General features: G+C 52.6%; 18 protein-coding genes. 12 read left to right on the top strand and 6 right to left on the bottom strand.

Features of this window, described 5'->3' with window-relative positions:
- From mreD to csrD, 4 genes are all read right to left on the bottom strand, one after another.
- A complete protein-coding gene (gene mreD, locus GW590_RS17120) occupies positions 1–489 on the bottom strand; it encodes a rod shape-determining protein MreD (RefSeq protein WP_169404292.1) in 489 nt (162 codons plus the stop codon).
- Positions 486–1,481 (bottom strand): rod shape-determining protein MreC, encoded by a 996-nt coding sequence (gene mreC / locus GW590_RS17115; protein ID WP_169404291.1) that lies wholly within the window; start codon positions 1,479–1,481, stop codon positions 486–488. The genes mreD and mreC overlap by 4 nt, the downstream gene beginning before the upstream one ends.
- A 286-nt stretch (positions 1,482–1,767) precedes the next feature.
- A complete protein-coding gene (gene mreB, locus GW590_RS17110) occupies positions 1,768–2,811 on the bottom strand; it encodes a rod shape-determining protein MreB (RefSeq protein WP_007891976.1) in 1,044 nt (347 codons plus the stop codon).
- Positions 2,812–3,159: 348 nt separating this feature from the next.
- Positions 3,160–5,097 carry an RNase E specificity factor CsrD gene (gene csrD, locus GW590_RS17105; RefSeq protein ID WP_169404290.1) on the bottom strand — a complete coding sequence of 646 codons (1,938 nt, stop codon included), beginning with the start codon at positions 5,095–5,097 and terminating at the stop codon, positions 3,160–3,162.
- Between the two features lie 530 nt (positions 5,098–5,627).
- On the opposite strand from csrD, the gene msrP reads away from it, so the two are divergent.
- The 10 genes from msrP (at position 5,628) to fis (ending at position 14,458) form a co-directional block, all read left to right on the top strand.
- Entirely contained in the window at positions 5,628–6,629 is a 1,002-nt protein-coding gene (gene msrP, locus GW590_RS17100) for a protein-methionine-sulfoxide reductase catalytic subunit MsrP (RefSeq protein WP_169404289.1), read from the top strand.
- Positions 6,630–6,714: 85 nt separating this feature from the next.
- Positions 6,715–7,317, top strand: a complete 603-nt coding sequence (gene msrQ / locus GW590_RS17095; protein ID WP_169404288.1) for a protein-methionine-sulfoxide reductase heme-binding subunit MsrQ — start codon at positions 6,715–6,717, stop codon at positions 7,315–7,317.
- Between the two features lie 241 nt (positions 7,318–7,558).
- The gene (aroQ, locus tag GW590_RS17090; protein ID WP_169404287.1) at positions 7,559–8,011 is read left to right on the top strand and encodes a type II 3-dehydroquinate dehydratase; all 453 of its coding nucleotides are present in this window, start codon (positions 7,559–7,561) and stop codon (positions 8,009–8,011) included.
- Positions 8,012–8,042: 31 nt separating this feature from the next.
- Positions 8,043–8,501: an acetyl-CoA carboxylase biotin carboxyl carrier protein gene (accB, locus tag GW590_RS17085; protein WP_169404286.1), complete on the top strand. Its 459-nt coding sequence runs from the start codon at positions 8,043–8,045 to the stop codon at positions 8,499–8,501.
- A gap of 11 nt (positions 8,502–8,512) precedes the next feature.
- On the top strand, positions 8,513–9,862 hold the full coding sequence (accC, locus tag GW590_RS17080) for an acetyl-CoA carboxylase biotin carboxylase subunit (RefSeq protein WP_169404285.1): 1,350 nt from the start codon (positions 8,513–8,515) through the stop codon (positions 9,860–9,862).
- Positions 9,863–10,120: 258 nt separating this feature from the next.
- Complete coding sequence (locus GW590_RS17075; RefSeq protein WP_169404284.1) at positions 10,121–10,363, top strand: YhdT family protein; 243 nt, start codon at positions 10,121–10,123, stop codon at positions 10,361–10,363.
- Complete coding sequence (panF, locus tag GW590_RS17070; protein WP_169404283.1) at positions 10,353–11,798, top strand: sodium/pantothenate symporter; 1,446 nt, start codon at positions 10,353–10,355, stop codon at positions 11,796–11,798. The genes GW590_RS17075 and panF overlap by 11 nt, the downstream gene beginning before the upstream one ends.
- Positions 11,799–11,835: 37 nt before the next feature.
- On the top strand, positions 11,836–12,720 hold the full coding sequence (gene prmA, locus GW590_RS17065; RefSeq protein WP_169404282.1) for a 50S ribosomal protein L11 methyltransferase: 885 nt from the start codon (positions 11,836–11,838) through the stop codon (positions 12,718–12,720).
- A 454-nt stretch (positions 12,721–13,174) separates the two neighbouring features.
- A complete protein-coding gene (dusB, locus tag GW590_RS17060; RefSeq protein WP_169404281.1) occupies positions 13,175–14,140 on the top strand; it encodes a tRNA dihydrouridine synthase DusB in 966 nt (321 codons plus the stop codon).
- A gap of 21 nt (positions 14,141–14,161) precedes the next feature.
- Positions 14,162–14,458, top strand: coding sequence for a DNA-binding transcriptional regulator Fis (gene fis, locus GW590_RS17055; RefSeq protein ID WP_004097144.1), 297 nt, complete (start codon positions 14,162–14,164; stop codon positions 14,456–14,458).
- Positions 14,459–14,577: 119 nt separating this feature from the next.
- On the opposite strand, the gene dauA is transcribed toward fis, so the two are convergent.
- Positions 14,578–16,245: a C4-dicarboxylic acid transporter DauA gene (gene dauA / locus GW590_RS17050; protein ID WP_169404280.1), complete on the bottom strand. Its 1,668-nt coding sequence runs from the start codon at positions 16,243–16,245 to the stop codon at positions 14,578–14,580.
- Between the two features lie 412 nt (positions 16,246–16,657).
- Positions 16,658–16,876, bottom strand: coding sequence for a hypothetical protein (locus GW590_RS17045; protein WP_169404279.1), 219 nt, complete (start codon positions 16,874–16,876; stop codon positions 16,658–16,660).
- 540 nt (positions 16,877–17,416) lie between these two features.
- On the opposite strand from GW590_RS17045, the gene lpxP reads away from it, so the two are divergent.
- Entirely contained in the window at positions 17,417–18,340 is a 924-nt protein-coding gene (lpxP, locus tag GW590_RS17040; protein WP_169404278.1) for a kdo(2)-lipid IV(A) palmitoleoyltransferase, read from the top strand.
- Between the two features lie 162 nt (positions 18,341–18,502).
- Positions 18,503–19,195, top strand: a complete 693-nt coding sequence (locus GW590_RS17035) for a CTP synthase C-terminal region-related (seleno)protein (protein WP_169404277.1) — start codon at positions 18,503–18,505, stop codon at positions 19,193–19,195.
- The last annotated feature ends 200 nt before the right edge of the window (positions 19,196–19,395 follow it).

Raw genomic sequence — 19,395 nt, 5'->3', positions numbered from 1 at the left:
TTATTGTACGGCAAACTGACGGCGGATTTTTCGCATCAGCAAAAACAGCCACGGCCAAAGTACGCCATCCACCAGACTGCTCCAGAAAATCTGCGGTCGGAAAGAGACGTTAACGATCAAAAATTCGGCCCAAAAGACAATCACGTTGACCGCCAGCGAAATCAGCATCACGATCAGCGCCTGCTGCCAGAGCGCCATATTACGGAACAGCTGAAATTTAAACGCCACCAGATAGGCGGTGATCGCCAGCGCCAGCGCACGAATGCCCAGCGTCGAGCCCAACACCAGATCCATCATAAAACCGACCACAAAGCCGGTGCCGACGTTAACCCGGTGCGGTAATGCCATCACCCAGTAGATCAGGATCAGCATTAACCAGGAAGGCCGGAACATATACAGCTGCTCAGGCCAGGGCATCACCTGCAACAACATGGCTATCACAAAGGATAGCCAAATTATCCAGCGTCCATGGCTCCGATAGCCGTTCATTGTCTGCCGCCCGGACTGGCAGAGGGAGAAACCGGCGCGGTTGCTGCACCTGTTGCTGGCGCAGGCGGCCCCATCTCACCCGGAGGCGGTAATACCTGAGGCATCATCTGCATCAGACGTTCATTGGCAATGCGATGCACTTCCTCTGGCGACATGGGTTTATCACCGTTGCGATCGGCCCCCCACAGCAGCAGCAGATAGCGTAAACGTTGCAGTCCGGCTGTAGGTCGCGCCTGGATCACGCTATACGCCCGCTGGTTATCCACTTTTACCGATGAGACCACCGCCACCGGATAACCTTCCGGAAAACGACCGCCCAGACCCGAGGTGACCAGGACATCACCAACGCGGATATCGGTATTGCTGGGTAAATGTTCCAGCAGCAGATCGTCAGCACAGCCGCTACCGGCCGCAATGACGCGAATATCGTTGCGCAGCACCTGAATTGGGATGGCATGGGAGGCGTCACAAATCAGCAGCACACGACTGGTCACCGCGCCGACGGCTACCACTTGCCCAACTACGCCTTTATCACTGATCACCGGCTGGCCAACGTAAACGCCGGTGTTGCTGCCTTTATCAATCACTACCTGATCGCTGTAGGGATCGTTGCTGGTCGACAACACCTGAGCCACCATTTTATGCTCGTCCTGACGCAGCGGTGAGCCCAGCAATTCGCGCAGACGGGCGTTTTCCTGTTTAAACTGGCCAAGCAGCAGCAGATCGCTGTTTTTCAACAGCAGCTCCTGACGCAGGGCGCGGTTTTCCAGATCAAGCTGTTGCCGGGAGGCAAAAGTCTGAGACACGTTATCAAGAAATTCTCTTGGCGCGTTGGACAAGAAATAGAAGGGACTGACGGCAGTATCCATATAGGTGCGGATCTTAACGAACGTACCCACTTTACTGTCGGCAAAAATCAGGACGATGGCTGTAAGAATAGCCAAAAAAAGTCGCAACTGCAGAGACGGGCCTCTGCTAAAAATAGGCTTCATAAAATATGCGAGTTCCTCGGCAACAGAAGGTTTCAGCCGATCTGAGCGAAAGACTATACCTGTTATCATCAAGAGGCTGGGGTATGGCTATCACCTATTGGCAAAGCATATAGCCGAACAGGATCGCACCCACTACCTGACGCCCTTATGGGATCAAGTAGTAGATTGCAATCCATTCACAGACTACAAACTCGGCACTGCAGGCTCCGCCATTCAGGCAGCCTTTTTCCGCGGCAGGCTAGTCTTCACTACAACAGTTTTTCGCTGAAACTACTCTTCACCGAAACTATTCTTCACTAAATAAGTCGCCGCCGTGCATGTCGATCATTTCCAGCGCCTTACCACCACCGCGTGCAACACAAGTCAGTGGGTCTTCTGCTACTACCACCGGAATACCGGTCTCTTCCATCAGCAGGCGATCGAGGTTACGCAGCAATGCGCCACCACCGGTCAGAACCATACCGCGTTCAGAGATATCAGAAGCCAATTCTGGCGGGCACTGCTCCAACGCAACCATGACCGCACTGACGATGCCGGTCAACGGCTCCTGCAGGGCTTCCAGAATTTCGTTAGAGTTGAGGGTGAAACCACGTGGAACACCTTCTGCAAGGTTACGGCCACGTACTTCAATTTCGTGCACTTCATCGCCTGGATAAGCAGAACCGATGCCGTGTTTGATACGCTCGGCAGTTGCTTCACCAATCAGTGAGCCATAGTTACGGCGTACATAATTAATGATCGCTTCATCGAAACGGTCACCACCAATGCGAACGGAAGAGGAATAGACCACGCCGTTCAGAGAAATCACTGCCACTTCTGTGGTACCACCACCGATATCAACAACCATGGAGCCGGTCGCTTCAGAAACAGGTAAACCTGCACCGATTGCCGCAGCCATAGGTTCTTCAATCAGGAAGACTTCGCGCGCGCCAGCACCTTGTGCAGATTCACGGATCGCACGACGCTCAACCTGGGTGGCACCCACGGGCACACACACCAATACGCGCGGACTTGGGCGCATAAAGCTGTTGCTGTGAACCTGTTTGATAAAGTGTTGCAGCATTTTTTCGGTGACAAAGAAGTCGGCAATAACGCCGTCTTTCATGGGACGAATGGCTGCGATATTACCTGGGGTACGCCCAAGCATCTGTTTTGCATCGTGGCCCACGGCCGCAACGCTTTTAGGTGAACCAGCACGATCCTGTCGAATAGCCACAACAGATGGCTCATTCAACACGATGCCTTGTCCTTTTACATATATAAGGGTATTGGCAGTACCCAGGTCGATGGACAAGTCGTTGGAAAACATGCCGCGAAATTTCTTAAACATAACGAAAGGATAATCCTGCAAGCTGGGGGCGGAAAATAAAATCCGCCTACTTTACCAACCACACGAAGCAGCGACAAGGCGCAAAAACCTTCTGCTTCGGTGAAAATTGTCAGCGATGTTCGCCGCTTAACGTGGTGATTAAATACACTGCGGTGGAAACCTGAACCAGAGACTCAGCTTAACGCACTCAGGCACCCGTCAAGTTATGAACATCGCACATAAATTCTTACACTTTACCTGGCATTACTCAGCACACAAGGTCCAATAACGTACTGATACAGGCTGCCCCGAAAGTGTCAAATGGTGGGGCTGCGCCATTCTACGTTAAATTTTCCTGTTGCGATCAGTTTAAACCTCATGGTTGTGTGAATATTTTTTACCGACCGGGTCAATGACCGCTGGCGTAGCAAAAAAATCACCCTGACCGCCGTGAATTCCTTTTTCCAACAAGATAAGCCACTCATCCATCGTGCGCACACCGGAGGCGTAAACCTTGGCTTGCGTCCCCTGACAGGCGCTCAATAAACTTTGTACAAATAGCTGATTTTCAACCCGCTTATCAATATCCCTGACCAATCCGGGATGCAATTTGACGCGCTCGACCGGGAAGATTTTCAGATAGGAGGTACTGACTACCGTCAGTCCAGCCTGCGAAACTGCCAGTCGACACCCCAATCCCTGCAATAATCGCAACGCCGGACGCAAGCGGTCGGTATGTTGACAGAGATCGGCCTCGGCAAGTTCAATCAGAATGCGATTTCTCTGTTTTTTCTCACATTGCAGCAAAACATCACGCAACCAGCGGACAAACGAGCGCTGCAATAATGAATCAACGGTAAGGTGAAAGGCCAGCGTCTCATCCGGCCACTGTGCCAGTAAAGGAATAATCTGAGCGATCATGCGGCGGTCGAAACTTTGCGACAGGCCAAACTGGGTCACCAGCGGCATAAACTCCGCCGCCAGCAATTCGCGGTCGCCGTCAAAAATGCGCCGCTGCACTTCGCGGTGATCCAGCACTCCGGCTTTGTTCATTGCCGGTTTTTGATAAAGCCGCGGTCCGCCGCGCGCCAAAGTGTTTTCCAGCAAGGTGCGCCATTTTACGCTGCCGCGCCCTTTTTCCGGCACTTTGCTGTCATAGACCGACCAGCCGTTACTGCCCTGGAAAGCGGCATGGCGCGTGGCCTGCTCGGCATTATCCATTACCTGTTCCAGCGTCTGACCAGAGCGATAAGTGCTGATCCCAATATTTAGCAGGGCGTCACGATCGATAATCGACATGGTGGGCAGCACCCCCACCGCATTGACCAGCTGGGCCGCCATCACCTCAGCCTCTTTCAGGGTGCGGTGCGGCAATAACACGGCAAAATCACTGTGGTAATAACGCGCCAGCAGCGCCGAGGTATAACGCATCACGAAGGTGGAGAGTAAATTGACCATCGCCGACATCAGCTCTTTGACCGGCCCTTGGCCATGGATATCACGCAGCGTATCAAAGTCCGGTAAGCGGATAAGCATCAAAATGCCGTGTGCCCCCTCTTCTTCCAGTTCGGTGGCCAGCTGATTATCAAAAAACAGGCGATTGCTCAAACCGGTTTTGGCATCCTGCTGCGCAAAGGCGCGGATCAGGGTGTCAACGCGGCTGCGTTGTTCGCGCGCTTCGCTCAGGTCAACCAGCAGTTTATCGACGGCGGCACTGGTCTGCACCGGCCACTCATGGGCATCCCCCAGCGGCAGGCTGTCCCGTTCACCGCGCAAAATCCGCATGGCACGATCTTCCAGTCGCTCAAGACCGGCAGTTTGCAGCCGCAACCAGCGAAAACTGCCCAGCGTCGCCAGGATAATCAGCAAAATAGCGGCACTGATATACAAGGTGGTTCGTAGCGAACGGCCATAGCTGCTGACCGGATCGAGATACACCACTTGCAAATGCATATCGGGATGATGCAGCAACGGCAAAGTCTGAGTAATAAAGTCGGGATAGCTGTTGTCCCAGGCGCTGCCATTATTGGGCGCGTTATCGTGGCGGTAGACTTCCAGGTGATGGGCATGCAGTTGCAGCTGTTTGATGTCCAGTTGATTCATCACCGCAGGCAACCACTCTTGCAACGATGACGGGGGCTGGAGCAACAGGCGTTGATCGACGGTGGTCGACAAGGCACGCAGATGTTGCTCGGCATTTTGTTTATTCAGAAAGACAAAGCTAAAAGTCATGCCCACCAGCATTAAAAACACGGTGAGGGCAATCAGCATTGAAATCATTGCATACAGTCTGGTAGTAAATCGCATCCCTGTGCCTTACTCGGTTCACTTGGTAAATAGAGAGCAAAACCGCAAGCCCTGGTGTGGGTGGTGAATGCTCTGCCTATACCCATTGGATTTTCCAGTGCAGAACGACGTGTCAAAGCACGCATTAAGGGTGTCGGTAACTGGAGTGATCCCCAGGGTCAACACATGTCTGCAATCTGAAATATGAGGGGTATAAAAATAAGCCTGCTACTATAAAACACAATAGGCCCTCTACCGGTAGCTTTCGACTTAAAATTCTTAAAACAATGTGCGGTCAGCGCGATTTACGGGTCATCCCTATTATCCAGGCAGTATATCAAGCCGATAGTTAATAGATTGCGAATTGTGGGCCATTCCCCTGACGGGCCTTAAACGCTGACCGGCTCTGCGAAATTTCGTATTTTCCCGCGGCATCTCGCCAAACATCTCATTTCACGCCATGCTTGAGTTAAGCAAAGTCCGAATTTCCAGCAACGCTAACCCGGGTCATGGGTTTTAGCGGATACAAGATTCATTTCCTGGAGCATGTCATGAGCCATAAAAACAGTTTGACCGAAGCGGATGTCACCCCGGAAAGTATCTTCTACGATCGCCGCAAAGTGTTGCAGGCGCTCGGCCTGGGCGCTGCGGCGCTGGCACTGCCTGCCTCCGCGCAGGCTGATGTACTTTCCTGGTTTAAAGGTCACGATCGTCCGAAAGCCCCGGCCGGCAAAGCTCTGCAATTTAGCCAGCCCGCCATGTACCAGGCGACGCTGCCGTTAACGCCAGAAGACAAAGTCACCGGCTACAACAACTATTATGAGTTTGGACTGGATAAAGCCGACCCGGCAGCCAACGCCGGCCAACTGCCTACCACGCCATGGAAAATTACCATCGATGGTGAAGTCGGCAAACCGATGACGCTGGATATGGATGACATCCTCAAGCGCTTCCCGCTGGAACAACGTATTTATCGTATGCGCTGCGTAGAAGCCTGGTCAATGGTGGTGCCATGGATCGGCTTTCCGCTCAGTGCACTGCTGAATCTGGTCGAACCGACCAGTGATGCGCGCTATGTCGCCTTTACTACCTTATATGATCCTGAACATATGCCGGGACAGAAAGATCGCTTTATCGGCGGTGGCCTGAATTACCCTTATGTCGAAGGATTACGTATTGATGAGGCGATGAATCCGCTGGCGCTGCTGTCGGTCGGGCTGTATGGCAAAACCATGCCACCGCAAAATGGCGCACCGATTCGCCTGACCGTGCCGTGGAAATATGGTTTTAAGGGCATTAAAGCCATTGTGCATATTCGTCTGGTAAAAGATCAGCCGCCCACCACCTGGAATCAGATTGCCGCCAATGAATACGGCTTCTATGCCAATGTGAACCCGCAGGTGGATCACCCGCGCTGGTCACAGGCCAGTGAACGTTTTATCGGTGCAGGTGGGTTGCTCGACGTGCAACGTCAACCCACGCTGATGTTCAACGGTTATGAAAAAGACGTCGCCCATTTATATCGTGGCATGGACCTGCGGGCAAACTACTAGATAAGCAGGACTTTCCCCCTGTTACGCTCCACGCCTTGCTGCCGGTCGGCAAGGCTCACGTACCTGATAAGGACAGCACCCGATTATGCAGCGTTTGACGCTTAAACAGATCACCTGGCTTAAAGTCATTATCCACCTGGCGGCATTTTTGCCATTTTTATGGATTTTGTTGTCCATTAACCAGGGGTGGTTCAGCGCCGATCCGGCAAAAGATATCCAGCATTTTACCGGACGTATGACCTTGAAACTGCTGCTCGCCACGCTGGCGATCACCCCGCTGGTGCGCTATGGCAAACAGCCACTGCTGATCCGCGTGCGCCGCCTGGTGGGTTTATGGTGTTTTGCCTGGGGCACTCTGCACCTGCTCAGCTACTCCTTCCTTGAATTGGGGATCAACAATCTGCGCCTGCTGGGCAGCGAGTTGCTGTCGCGCCCCTATCTGACGCTGGGGATTATCAGTTGGTTGATTTTGCTGCTGTTGGCGGCGACTTCGACGCGCTGGTCGCAGCGCAAGCTGGCAAGTAAATGGCAGATACTGCACAATGGCATCTATCTTGTGGCCATCCTCGCGCCGATCCATTATCTGTGGTCGGTAAAGACTTTCTCGCCGCAACCCTTCATTTATGTGCTAATTGCCGCGATCTTGTTAGCTTTTCGCTACAAAAAATTCCGCCAGTGGCTAAGCTAATCACTGCTGCTGTACTGTGTGCCACTGCGCATAATCCGATTACTCTTACCCTCAGTTGCAAACTGAGGGTTGATTATCTTCGCTGATAAGACCAGTATTTAGCTGCGAATTGCCACGATATCATTATAATGCCCGACTTCCCTTGAAAAGGTCGGCGAGTTTTGTTGTGAAATAGGTGACAAATTGGTGACATCAGGGTATTTTCTACAATCTTGGTCTAATTGCCGGAGATAGGCTCACAATGACGCACAAGTTTGACATTTTGCTTCTAAACGGTCCCAATCTGAATCTGCTGGGAACCCGTGAGCCGGAGACCTACGGAAACACTACGCTTAACGATATTGTTAAAGGTTTGGAACAGCAGGCTGACGCGGCCAACGTGGCGTTAAGCCATCTGCAGTCTAATGCAGAGCACCTCCTGATAGACAGGATCCATCAGGCACGGGGGAATACGGATTTTATTTTGATCAATCCCGCAGCCTTTACCCATACCAGCGTGGCGCTTCGTGACGCATTGTTGGCAGTGCAGATCCCGTTTATCGAGATCCATCTGTCTAACGTCCATGCTCGCGAAACGTTCCGACACCATTCTTATCTTTCCGACATTGCGGTGGGCGTTATCTGCGGACTTGGCGCAGATGGCTACCATTTTGCTTTACAGGCAGCGATTAATCGCTTGTCAAAAACCCACTAATTACTTCGCATAAGAGTACGGAATCACATCCATGGATATTCGTAAAATCAAGAAACTGATCGAACTGGTTGAAGAATCAGGCATCTCCGAACTGGAAATTTCTGAAGGTGAAGAGTCAGTTCGCATCAGCCGCGCAGCACCTGCACCAGCTTATCCGATGATGCAACAAGCTTATGCTATGCCAGCACCACAGCAGGCACTGGCCACTGCGGTTGCCCCGGCGGCACCTGTGGAAGCGGCGCCTGCGGCCATCAGTGGACACATTGTGCGTTCACCAATGGTTGGGACCTTCTACCGTACCCCAAGCCCGGATGCCAAGGCATTCATCGAAATCGGTCAGAAAGTCACCGCAGGCGACACCCTGTGCATCGTTGAAGCGATGAAGATGATGAACCAAATCGAAGCAGACAAATCTGGTGTGGTTAAAGCCATTCTGGTAGAGAGCGGCCAGCCGGTTGAGTTCGACGAGCCGCTGGTCGTCATCGAATAACGAGGCGTACCATGGTAGATAAAATTGTTATCGCTAACCGCGGTGAGATTGCTCTGCGTATTTTGCGTGCCTGTAAAGAATTAGGCATCAAGACTGTCGCTGTTCACTCGACCGCCGATCGCGACTTGAAACACGTGCTGCTGGCAGACGAAACCGTCTGTATCGGCCCGGCACCTTCAGTAAAAAGCTATTTGAATATCCCGGCGATCATCTCTGCCGCTGAAATTACTGGCGCAGTAGCGATCCACCCTGGGTACGGCTTCCTGTCCGAAAACGCCGACTTTGCAGAACAAGTTGAGCGTTCGGGCTTTATTTTCATCGGTCCACGTGCCGAAACCATTCGCCTGATGGGTGATAAAGTTTCTGCAATCAGTGCCATGAAAAAAGCCGGTGTTCCTTGCGTACCAGGCTCTGACGGCCCGTTGGGCGATGATATGGATAAAAACCGCGCTTTCGGTAAGCGCATTGGTTATCCGGTGATCATCAAAGCCTCCGGCGGCGGCGGCGGTCGCGGTATGCGCGTAGTACGCCACGAGAAAGACCTGGAAGAATCCATTAACATGACGCGTGCCGAAGCCAAAGCGGCTTTTAACAACGACATGGTTTATATGGAAAAATACCTGGAGAACCCACGCCATATCGAAGTACAGGTATTGGCTGACGGTCAGGGTAGCGCCATCTATCTGGCGGAACGCGACTGCTCCATGCAGCGCCGCCACCAGAAAGTTGTCGAAGAAGCGCCAGCACCGGGTATCACCGCAGAAATGCGTCGTTATATCGGTGAGCGTTGCTCCAAGGCCTGTGTGGATATCGGTTATCGCGGCGCAGGTACCTTCGAGTTCCTGTATGAAAACGGCGAGTTCTATTTCATTGAAATGAACACCCGTATTCAGGTTGAACATCCGGTTACCGAGATGATCACCGGCGTTGACTTAATCAAAGAGCAGCTGCGTATTGCCGCTGGTCAGCCTTTGTCAATCAAGCAAGAAGAAGTCCGTGTTCAGGGACACGCCGTTGAATGTCGTATCAACGCCGAAGACCCGAACAACTTCCTGCCAAGCCCTGGCAAGATCACCCGCTTCCATGCGCCTGGTGGTTTTGGCGTGCGCTGGGAATCCCATATCTACGCGGGCTACACTGTGCCTCCGTACTATGATTCCATGATCGGCAAACTGATCGCTTACGGTGAAAACCGTGATGTGGCGATTGCCCGTATGAAAAATGCGTTGGCAGAACTGATCATCGATGGCATTAAAACCAACGTTGAGCTGCAATTACGCATTATGAACGACGAGAATTTCCAGCATGGTGGCACCAATATCCACTATCTGGAGAAAAAACTCGGCTTGCAGGAAAAGTAAGACGCTGCAATAACCCCCAAGCCACTGGCGTTGCTGCGGCGACAACAGAGGCATAAGGGTAATAACAAGGCCGGATATTCCGGCCTGAGTTTGATGACAAAGTCGTCTTGATGATCGAGATACCCGGGCATAGCACACCTAGGGGCGCTCCGGCGGGCAAGCCCGCTACGACCCCAACGGTGCACTCTCCCTAATAATGGACTTTGTCAGCAGTCTGAGGCCGGATATTCCGGCCTTTTTTTCGTCTGAGGAGTGCATGTGGACAAGCGCTTTTTACAAGCCAACCGCGAAGCGCGCTGGGCTTTTGGTCTGACGTTAGCCTACCTGTTGGCCTGGTCGTTGGCAGCCTATTTGCCGGGAGATACCCCCGGAATTACCGGCCTGCCCCACTGGTTTGAAATGTCCTGCCTGCTGGTTCCGCTGATTTTTGTGCTGCTGAGCTGGCTGATGGTGCGGGTGATCTATCGCGATATTCCGCTGGAGGATCATCATGCAGACTGAAGTATTGCTGCCGCTAATTGCCTATTTGCTGCTGGTGTTTGGCTTGTCGGTTTTTGCCTATACCCGCCGGCAACAGGGCAATTTTCTCACCGAGTATTTTCTCGGTAACCGCTCGATGGGCGGCTTTGTGCTGGCCATGACCCTGACGGCCACCTATATCAGCGCCAGCTCCTTTATTGGCGGACCGGGTGCTGCCTATAAGTACGGGCTGGGCTGGGTATTACTGTCGATGATCCAGTTACCGGCGGTATGGCTGTCCCTCGGCGTGCTGGGCAAAAAATTCGCCATCCTGGCGCGGCGCTACAATGCGGTGACCCTGAACGATATGCTCTACGCCCGCTATCAAAGCCGTCTGTTGGTCTGGCTGGCCAGCCTCAGTCTGCTGGTGGCCTTTCTGGGTGCCATGACGGTGCAGTTTATCGGCGGTGCACGCCTGTTGGAAACCGCAGCGGGCATTCCTTACGACACCGGGCTGCTGATTTTTGGCGTCAGTATTGCGCTCTATACCGCCTTTGGCGGTTTTCGGGCCAGCGTATTGAACGATGCCATGCAGGGTCTGGTGATGTTACTGGGCACAATACTGTTACTGGTGGCGGTGATCCACGCGGCGGGCGGTCTGCATAGTGCAGTGAGCAAGCTACAGCAAATTGATCCAAAACTGGTGTCGGTACAGGGCGCAGGGGACGTGCTGTCGCTGCCGTTTATGGCCTCGTTCTGGGTGCTGGTGTGCTTTGGGGTGATTGGCTTGCCGCATACCGCGGTGCGCTGCATCTCTTATCGCGACAGTAAAGCGGTACATCGCGGCATTGTGCTGGGTACGCTGGTGGTCGCGGTACTGATGTTTGGTATGCATCTTTCCGGCGCGTTGGGCCGGGCTATTTTGCCCAATCTGAAGATCCCCGATCAGGTGATCCCGACCTTGATGATCAGCGTATTGCCGCCGTTTGCCGCCGGGATTTTCCTCGCCGCGCCAATGGCCGCCATTATGTCGACCATCAACGCCCAACTGTTGCAGTCTTCTGCCACCATCGTCAAAGATCTCTATCTCGGGGTCAGACCGGCGCAAATGCGCAACGAGCGCCTGCTCAAGCGTTTTTCCAGCCTGGCTACCCTGATACTGGGCCTGCTGGTGCTGCTGGCTGCCTGGCGGCCGCCAGAGATGATTATCTGGCTTAACCTGCTGGCCTTTGGCGGGCTGGAAGCCGTCTTCCTCTGGCCGCTGGTACTCGGGCTTTACTGGGAACGGGCCAATGCCACTGGCGCACTCTGCTCGATGATCGTGGGCGCGGTTTGTTATACCCTGTTGGCCAGCATCGATCTGCATATTGCAGGTTTACACCCTATTGTTCCGTCGTTGCTGCTCAGTTTACTGGCCTTTTACCTCGGTAACCGACTGGGCGAATACCGCCGTGCCAATGCACTGACTGCATCGTGACACAACGGACAAAACACATTGTTAGAAGAGAGTGGCTATGCCTTGGATCCAACTGAAAATTAATACCACTGGTCAGGATGCAGAGACCTTGAGCGATGCGCTGATAGAAAGCGGTGCCGTGTCTGTGACTTTCCAGGATACCCACGATAATCCGGTATTTGAACCGCTGCCAGGGGAAACCCTGCTGTGGGGCGATACCGATGCTATCGGTCTGTATGATGCCGAAACCGATATGGCGATGGTGATCGCCATACTGGAAAACGAGCCGCTGCTGGGTAAAGGTTTTGCCCATAAAATCGAGCAAATTGAAGACAAAGACTGGGAACGGGAATGGATGGATAATTTCCATCCAATGCGTTTTGGCGAACGCCTGTGGATTTGTCCAAGCTGGCGCGATGTACCGGATCCGACCGCCGTTAACGTTATGCTCGATCCGGGCCTGGCGTTTGGCACCGGTACCCATCCAACGACTGCCATGTGTCTGCAATGGCTGGACGGCCTGGATCTTGAAGGCAAGACGGTAATCGATTTTGGCTGTGGCTCCGGTATTTTGGCTATTGCCGCACTGAAGCTCGGTGCTGCCCAGGCGATCGGTATTGATATCGACCCGCAGGCCATTCAGGCCAGTCGCGATAATGCGCAACGTAACGGCGTCTCAGAGCGTTTGTCGCTTTACCTGCCCCAAGACCAACCGGATGACCTTTCGGCTGATGTGGTGGTTGCCAACATCCTTGCTGGCCCTCTGCGCGAGCTGGCGCCGCTGATTAGCGTCTTGCCAGTCGCGGGTGGCCATTTGGGCCTTTCCGGTATCCTCGCCAGCCAGGCTGATAGCGTGGCGCAAGCTTACCAGGAGATCTTTACTCTCGATCCGGTAATGGAAAAAGAAGAGTGGTGTCGCATTACCGGTGTCAAAAACCGCTAATCGGGGATGGGCAGGGATTATCCGGCCTGTTTTGCGCTGCTGACCCGGCAAGAAAAGCATGCTGCCTTGCCGGGTGGCATTTTTTATCGTGCCAGGATCTTATCTGCTGAAAACTTGTTATGAAATATTGGGCAATATTGTTCATTTTTTAACAAAAGTGAGAGATATGTCACGGAAATAACTCGGTTATTGCTACTTAAAACAGCAATATTCACCTTAGATTCCGCTGCTTTATGGCCTATATCCAGCGATAAGTAAGTAAATTACAGAAGCGCACAATTTGACCATCTCAGCATAACTTATTGTTTAGTTTAAATAAAAAAAATTATCCCGGTGCAATCTTCTGCTGAAGGTGCTTTTTCTTGCGCAATTGGTTAAAGTTTGGCCTTTCATATCCCGCAAAAAATGCGTAATATACGCGCCCTTGCGGACTTCAGTATGGTCTTTCCTAGCTATGCGCATTGGACACCACCAGCTTACAAATTGCCTGATTGCCGCCCCAATGGCCGGTATTACAGACCGACCGTTTCGCGCCTTATGTCATGCAATGGGTGCTGGAATGGCAGTATCCGAAATGCTCTCCTCTAACCCAGAGGTGTGGCGAACGGATAAGTCACGTTTGCGCATGGTACATAGTGATGAACCAGGAATACATGCTGTGCAGATTGCCGGCTGTGATCCTGAAGATATGGCCGCCGCCGCCCGGATTAACGTGGAGGCAGGTGCTCAGATCATTGATATCAATATGGGTTGCCCAGCCAAGAAAGTGAACCGCAAACTGGCAGGCTCTGCATTGCTTCAGTACCCCGATCTGGTTAAACAGATTTTGTGCGCTGTCGTCAATGCCGTGGATGTGCCAGTCACGTTGAAAATTCGTACTGGTTGGGCTCCGGAACACCGTAATTGTGTACAAATTGCCCAATTGGCTGAAGACTGTGGTATTCAGGCCCTGACGATACATGGCCGAACCCGTGCTTGCCTCTTCAATGGAGAAGCAGAGTACAACAGTATTCGGACAGTTAAGCAGAGTGTCTCTATTCCGATTATCGCGAATGGCGACATAACTGACCCGCATAAAGCCAGAGCGGTGCTCGACTACACCGGAGCTGATGCTCTGATGATAGGACGTGCCGCTCAGGGGAGACCCTGGATCTTCCGGGAAATCCAGCATTATCTGGACACAGGGGAGCTGTTACCACCGCCATCACTTGGGGAAGTTCAGCGCTTGATGATAGGGCACGTACGGGAACTGCATGACTTTTATGGTCAAGGCAAAGGATTCCGTATCGCCCGTAAGCATGTTTCCTGGTATTTACAGGAACATGCCCCGAATGACCAGTTTCGGCGCTCCTTCAACGCCATAGAGGATGCCAGCGAACAGCTGGAGGCGTTGGAAGCATATTTCGAAAATCTTGCGTAACAAAAAAGAGCTGACAGAACTATGTTCGAACAACGCGTGAATTCTGATGTACTGACCGTTTCAACCGTTAATTCTCAGGATCAGGTAACCCAAAAACCCCTGCGTGACTCGGTTAAACAAGCACTTAAGGGCTACTTTGCTCAACTGAATGGTCAGGACGTCAATGACCTGTATGAGTTGGTACTGGCTGAAGTTGAACAGCCATTGCTGGACATGGTGATGCAGTACACCCGTGGCAACCAGACTCGTGCAGCCCTGATGATGGGTATCAACCGCGGTACTCTGCGTAAGAAACTGAAAAAATACGGCATGAACTGATACTAATCAGTTAACTGCTTGAAAAAAGGCGCTTTTCCATTTATGGATTAGCGCCTTTTTTTTATGCGGGCTAAAGGAGGTATTCACACCGCCTTTCGGGTTTTAAATCGCGATCGAGTTTATAGCGCGCCTTGCAACGTACTGTAAAAACTGAGTTTTCCCTTGATGGGATGCAAGCGCGCACGAGCCATGGTTTTCAACGGCTGGAACGGAATTTCCGCCAGGCGCAGTTCGGTATCCCCAGGCAGCGCATTAATAAACTGACGCAATGAGTTTAAGCCACCGGCATCGAGCACGGCGACGCGATCCCACAGCAGGACAATCACTTTCATCCCTTCGCTGCGCTCCCTGATCTCGCTGAAAATACGTTCGGCAGCAGCAAAGAACAGCGGCCCGTTGATACGCAGCACCAGGGTTTTTTCCGGTACCTCGGCAGCAACTTCGGTCAGCCGCGTCAATTGCGCAATACGACGCATAAACAGCAAAGAAGCCATCACAATACCGGCGGTAATGGCAATCACCATATCAAACAGCACCGTCAGGCTCATGCAGGTCAGCATCACCAGAATGTCGTCATTAGGGCCATGGCGCAGTAAATCCACCACCTTATGTGCTTCGCTCATGTTCCAGGCCACCATCAGCAACAGCGCAGCCATCGCAGCCAGCGGCAACCAGGAAAGCAATGGGGCAAGCACCAGCAGAGCGAGGATCACCAACAGGGCATGGATAATGGCCGATACCGGCGAGGTAGCCCCGGCGCGAACGTTGGCAGCCGAGCGCGCAATGGCGGCGGTGGCAGTAATGCCGCCAAAGAACGGGCTGATCATGTTACCGATGCCCTGGCCGATCAACTCATTGTTGGAATGATGTTTTTTACCCGTCATGCCATCGAGTACCACGGCGCACAGCAATGACTCAATGGCGCCCAGTACCGCCATCGAAAATGCCGCCGGTAATAGTGTCTGCACCAGTGACCAGCTCAAACCCGCCGCGCCTGTCTGCGACCAGGGCAGGGTAAACTGCGGCAAAATTGACGGAATACCGTTGCCCTGCGCGCCGCCAGGCAGCAGATAATGGAAACGGGAGCCAATGGTCGCTACCGGATGACCGGTATGCATCAGCACCACCATCACCGCACAACCCGCCAGCAACGCGGGAAGATGGCCGGGGACACGCAGCCCGAGTTTCGGCCAGAAGATCAACACGCCGAGAGTGACGATACCAATTGCCGCCTCGCCAAAATCCAGCGTCGGCAGCGCCATCACCAGGGCGGCGACTTTACTGACATAATGTTCCGGCACCGTTGCCATACTGAGGCCAAAAAAGTCTTTGAACTGCATGGTACCAATGGTGATGCCGATCCCGGAGGTAAAACCGAGGGTCACCGGCAGCGGGATATATTCGATCAGCTTGCCAAAGCGCGCCAGCCCCATCAACAGCAGGATAAACCCGGACATCAGCGTCGCCAGCAATAATCCGGAGAGACCAAACTGCTGCGAGACCGGAAAGAGGATCACCACAAAGGCGGCGGTCGGCCCGGAGACGCTAAAGCGGGAGCCACCGCAAATGGCGATCACTATCCCGGCTATCGCCGAGGTATAAAGCCCGTATTGCGGCGGCACACCGCTGGCAATGGCCAGCGCCATCGCCAGCGGAATGGCAATAATCCCCACTGTTACACCGGCAATGGCATCTTTTAGTAAACGTGAGAGTGAGTATTTTTCATGGAAACAGGCATCAACCAGAGCGCTGAACAGCCTGATACGGCGACTTCCTGAGATATTCATAAGGTGTTAATCACTTGGCAATAAAGATTGATAAGAACAAGAACATTGATCATCGAAAGCTGCAGCCTACGCCGTCTCGTTCAACCGGGGGTAGATATAAGTCAACAACACCTCACCCAGTGCCGCATAACTCATACAATAGGTTAACGTCTGACAGAATAACATTTTCTCATCTGAAAAATGGCATCGACCCATAACAATTCAGCAGAACCGCTGAGACGGATAACAGAAAGACCTGGCGGATGGAGAGATGGGAAGAACAGAAAGGGATCAGCATTAAGTGTGGCTCACTAGCCAGTGTAGCCTGATGAAACTGGAAGCGGAGTAGGTTGGCGGGTTAAGGGGAATGTTGCGCCACGAGCACAGCATCACCAGGGGATATCATCCTGAGCTCCCCTGGCCTGCCAGTCAATTAGCCGTGATAATCCGGCTTGTGCGGTTCCTGATGTTGCACAACATGCTTGGGTGCATGATGAGGATGTTTGATCTTGTGATGAACCGGCGGTTTTTTCACAATATGGTGAACAGGGGGCTGTGGCTGATGCTCGTCAGGGCCTTGCGCATAAGCGGAGGCAAAAAGCACATTGCTGGCCAGTACGGCAAACAGCATTGCCAGGGTGGTTTTTTTCATCAGTAGATCCTTTGCGGGTTTTTTAGTGTTGTCTGTTGGCTGGAATATTGATGACCCTCGGCACAATGCACACCATGAAAAATCCTAAAAAACCCGTCCTGACGTCTTTTTTACGCTATGCAGGCAGTTTCATTACAGCCCCAACCTGCCTGGTTATTTTAGCCAGCAAATAGGTGGTCACATTTTAATCACATCTTTTTAAAAGCTATTCATAAAACGACATAAACGCTGCATAAACTTTGCACGATTCAGTGGATTACCCACTCTTGCTAAGTAATTGAACGTGATATACTTCGCCAATAGAGTCGTATTCGCCCCGCCAAACGCCTACGGAAAGCCATTTAGCCTTGCGATCCCGCCTTTTAGTGTAAAGATTCGTGAATTTCGCGTATGTTCAAAACCAATTGCCTATTCGATGGTCCGAATCTTTGCAGGTAAACCCCATTGCAAAAAAACATCTTTGCAATACAAGCAGGTATCGCGAGTGAGCCTTCTCCTTACGCGTTACGCAGATTTACTTACATCGATGACTGAACTTACATGACCGCTCCAACCCGTTGTTTCAAGGCATCTTTTTTACACCCACGTTATTGGCTGACCTGGTTTGGCCTCGGCGTACTCTTTTTGCTGGTCCAACTGCCCTATCCGGTGATGTACCGTCTGGGCGTCTGGCTTGGCCGCACTTCAATGCGCTTTCTCAAGCGTCGCGTCTCTATCACCCGACGCAATTTGCAACTGTGCTTTCCAGATATGGATAACGCGGTACTTGAGCGCAAAATCGTCCGCAACTTTGAATCCCTCGGCATGGGGCTGTTAGAAACCGGCATGGCCTGGTTCTGGTCCGATGCGCGGGTGCGCCGCTGGTTTGATGTCAGCGGTCTCCAGTACCTGAAACTGGCTCAGCAGAATCAACAAGGGGTGTTGGTAATTGGCGTGCATTTTATGTCGCTGGAACTGGGGGGCCGCGCGATGGGGCTGTGCCAGCCGATGATGGCGATGTACCGTCCACACAACAACAAAGCCATGGAGTTTGTGCAAACCTGGGGACGTATGCGTTCCAATAAGGCCATGCTCGACCGTAAGGATTTGCGCGGTATGGTCCACGCCCTAAAACGTGGAGAAGCAGTATGGTTTGCACCGGATCAGGACTACGGTCCTCGCGGCAGCGTATTTGCCCCGCTGTTTGCCGTGCCGCAAGCGGCAACCACCAGCGGTACCTTTATGCTCGCTCGTCTGGCCAAGCCTGCGCTGGTTTCCGTCGTGCTGGTGCGTAAAGACAATGCGGCGGGCTACGATCTGGTGATCCAACCCGCACTGCGTGACTACCCTATCGATGATGAGCTCGCCGCTGCTGCCTATATGAACCGGGTAGTGGAGAAAGAGATTATGCGTGCCCCCGAACAATACCTGTGGCTGCATCGTCGGTTTAAAACCCGCCCTGAGGGGGCACCTTCGCTCTATTAAGTTCGCCCCTGAACGCAGAAAAGCCCGATGCCCGCCGCGTCGGGCTTTTTTGTTTCTCTCATCAGGAAAATAAAAAATACTCATATTTCGATAAAAATAATTCTCACGACAAGTTCGTTACTTTTCTATAACCTTCTGTTTTACCTGCCCTGGAGAGAAGTGATGAAAACCACCGTTCGTCTGGCGCTGGTCGGGGACTACCAGCCCGCGATTACCGCCCATCAAGCCATTCCTGCCGCCCTGGATCTTGCCGCCAAACATTTTAATATCACTATTCAGAGCCACTGGCTGGCCACAGAAACCATCACCGACCCACTAGCGCTGCAACAATACGATGCCTTCTGGTGCGTACCTGGCAGCCCGTACCGTTCCACTGAGGGTGCCCTGCTGGCCATTCGCTATGCGCGGGAACAGCAAAAGCCGTTCCTTGGCACTTGTGGTGGCTTTCAGCACGCAATTATCGATTATGCCCGCAATGTGATGCACTGGCAGGATGCCGGCCACGGTGAAACCGATAGCCAGGGCCGTCTGGTGATTGCGGCGCTGGCCTGCGAAATGGTGGAGAAAAAGGGGACAATCACCTTTCTTGCCGATAGCCTGGCGGCGCAAGCCTATGGCAGATACGAAGTAGAAGAAGGTTACCACTGTCGCTACGGCATCAATCCCGAGTTTCAGTCGGCACTGGAAGCCGAGCCGCTGCGCATGACCGGTCATGATGCTGCCGGAGAGATACGAACCGTTGAACTACCGCATCATCCCTTTTACGTTGCAACACTGTTTCAACCAGAACGCGCGGCATTAAACGGCCAGTTGCCACCGCTGGTGGCTGCACTAATTAAGTCCACACTTAACTAAAACCAGAGCATCTCCCCTCTCAGCTCCGCCGAGCTGAGAGATCTGCCCCGCTTTACGTCATCGTTTTTATCGAAATATGACTACATGTTAACAACATCACATCAACATTAATTAAATCCCATAAAACTTGAAGCTTGCGCACCATTTTGCAGCAAAGCCATTTACAGCGCCCCAAAATAGGTCAATAAATCGTGGCACGC

Origin of the sequence: Rouxiella aceris (assembly GCF_012933545.1) — a bacterium.
GTDB lineage: Bacteria > Pseudomonadota > Gammaproteobacteria > Enterobacterales > Enterobacteriaceae > Rouxiella > Rouxiella aceris.
This window is presented reverse-complemented; position numbering and strand designations above follow the sequence as displayed.

Bases quoted from the DNA above. Each gene is read 5' to 3' on its own strand.
- msrP (WP_169404289.1), top strand. From the start codon at position 5,628: ATGAGCCATAAAAACAGTTTGACCGAAGCGGATGTCACCCCGGAAAGT.
- accC (WP_169404285.1), top strand. From the start codon at position 8,513: ATGGTAGATAAAATTGTTATCGCTAACCGCGGTGAGATTGCTCTGCGT.
- prmA (WP_169404282.1), top strand. From the start codon at position 11,836: ATGCCTTGGATCCAACTGAAAATTAATACCACTGGTCAGGATGCAGAG.
- dauA (WP_169404280.1), bottom strand. From the start codon at position 16,245: ATGAATATCTCAGGAAGTCGCCGTATCAGGCTGTTCAGCGCTCTGGTT.
- panF (WP_169404283.1), top strand. From the start codon at position 10,353: ATGCAGACTGAAGTATTGCTGCCGCTAATTGCCTATTTGCTGCTGGTG.
- csrD (WP_169404290.1), bottom strand. From the start codon at position 5,097: ATGCGATTTACTACCAGACTGTATGCAATGATTTCAATGCTGATTGCC.
- GW590_RS17035 (WP_169404277.1), top strand. From the start codon at position 18,503: ATGAAAACCACCGTTCGTCTGGCGCTGGTCGGGGACTACCAGCCCGCG.
- dusB (WP_169404281.1), top strand. From the start codon at position 13,175: ATGCGCATTGGACACCACCAGCTTACAAATTGCCTGATTGCCGCCCCA.
- msrQ (WP_169404288.1), top strand. From the start codon at position 6,715: ATGCAGCGTTTGACGCTTAAACAGATCACCTGGCTTAAAGTCATTATC.
- mreC (WP_169404291.1), bottom strand. From the start codon at position 1,481: ATGAAGCCTATTTTTAGCAGAGGCCCGTCTCTGCAGTTGCGACTTTTT.
- accB (WP_169404286.1), top strand. From the start codon at position 8,043: ATGGATATTCGTAAAATCAAGAAACTGATCGAACTGGTTGAAGAATCA.
- GW590_RS17045 (WP_169404279.1), bottom strand. From the start codon at position 16,876: ATGAAAAAAACCACCCTGGCAATGCTGTTTGCCGTACTGGCCAGCAAT.
- mreD (WP_169404292.1), bottom strand. From the start codon at position 489: ATGAACGGCTATCGGAGCCATGGACGCTGGATAATTTGGCTATCCTTT.
- lpxP (WP_169404278.1), top strand. From the start codon at position 17,417: ATGACCGCTCCAACCCGTTGTTTCAAGGCATCTTTTTTACACCCACGT.
- mreB (WP_007891976.1), bottom strand. From the start codon at position 2,811: ATGTTTAAGAAATTTCGCGGCATGTTTTCCAACGACTTGTCCATCGAC.
- fis (WP_004097144.1), top strand. From the start codon at position 14,162: ATGTTCGAACAACGCGTGAATTCTGATGTACTGACCGTTTCAACCGTT.
- aroQ (WP_169404287.1), top strand. From the start codon at position 7,559: ATGACGCACAAGTTTGACATTTTGCTTCTAAACGGTCCCAATCTGAAT.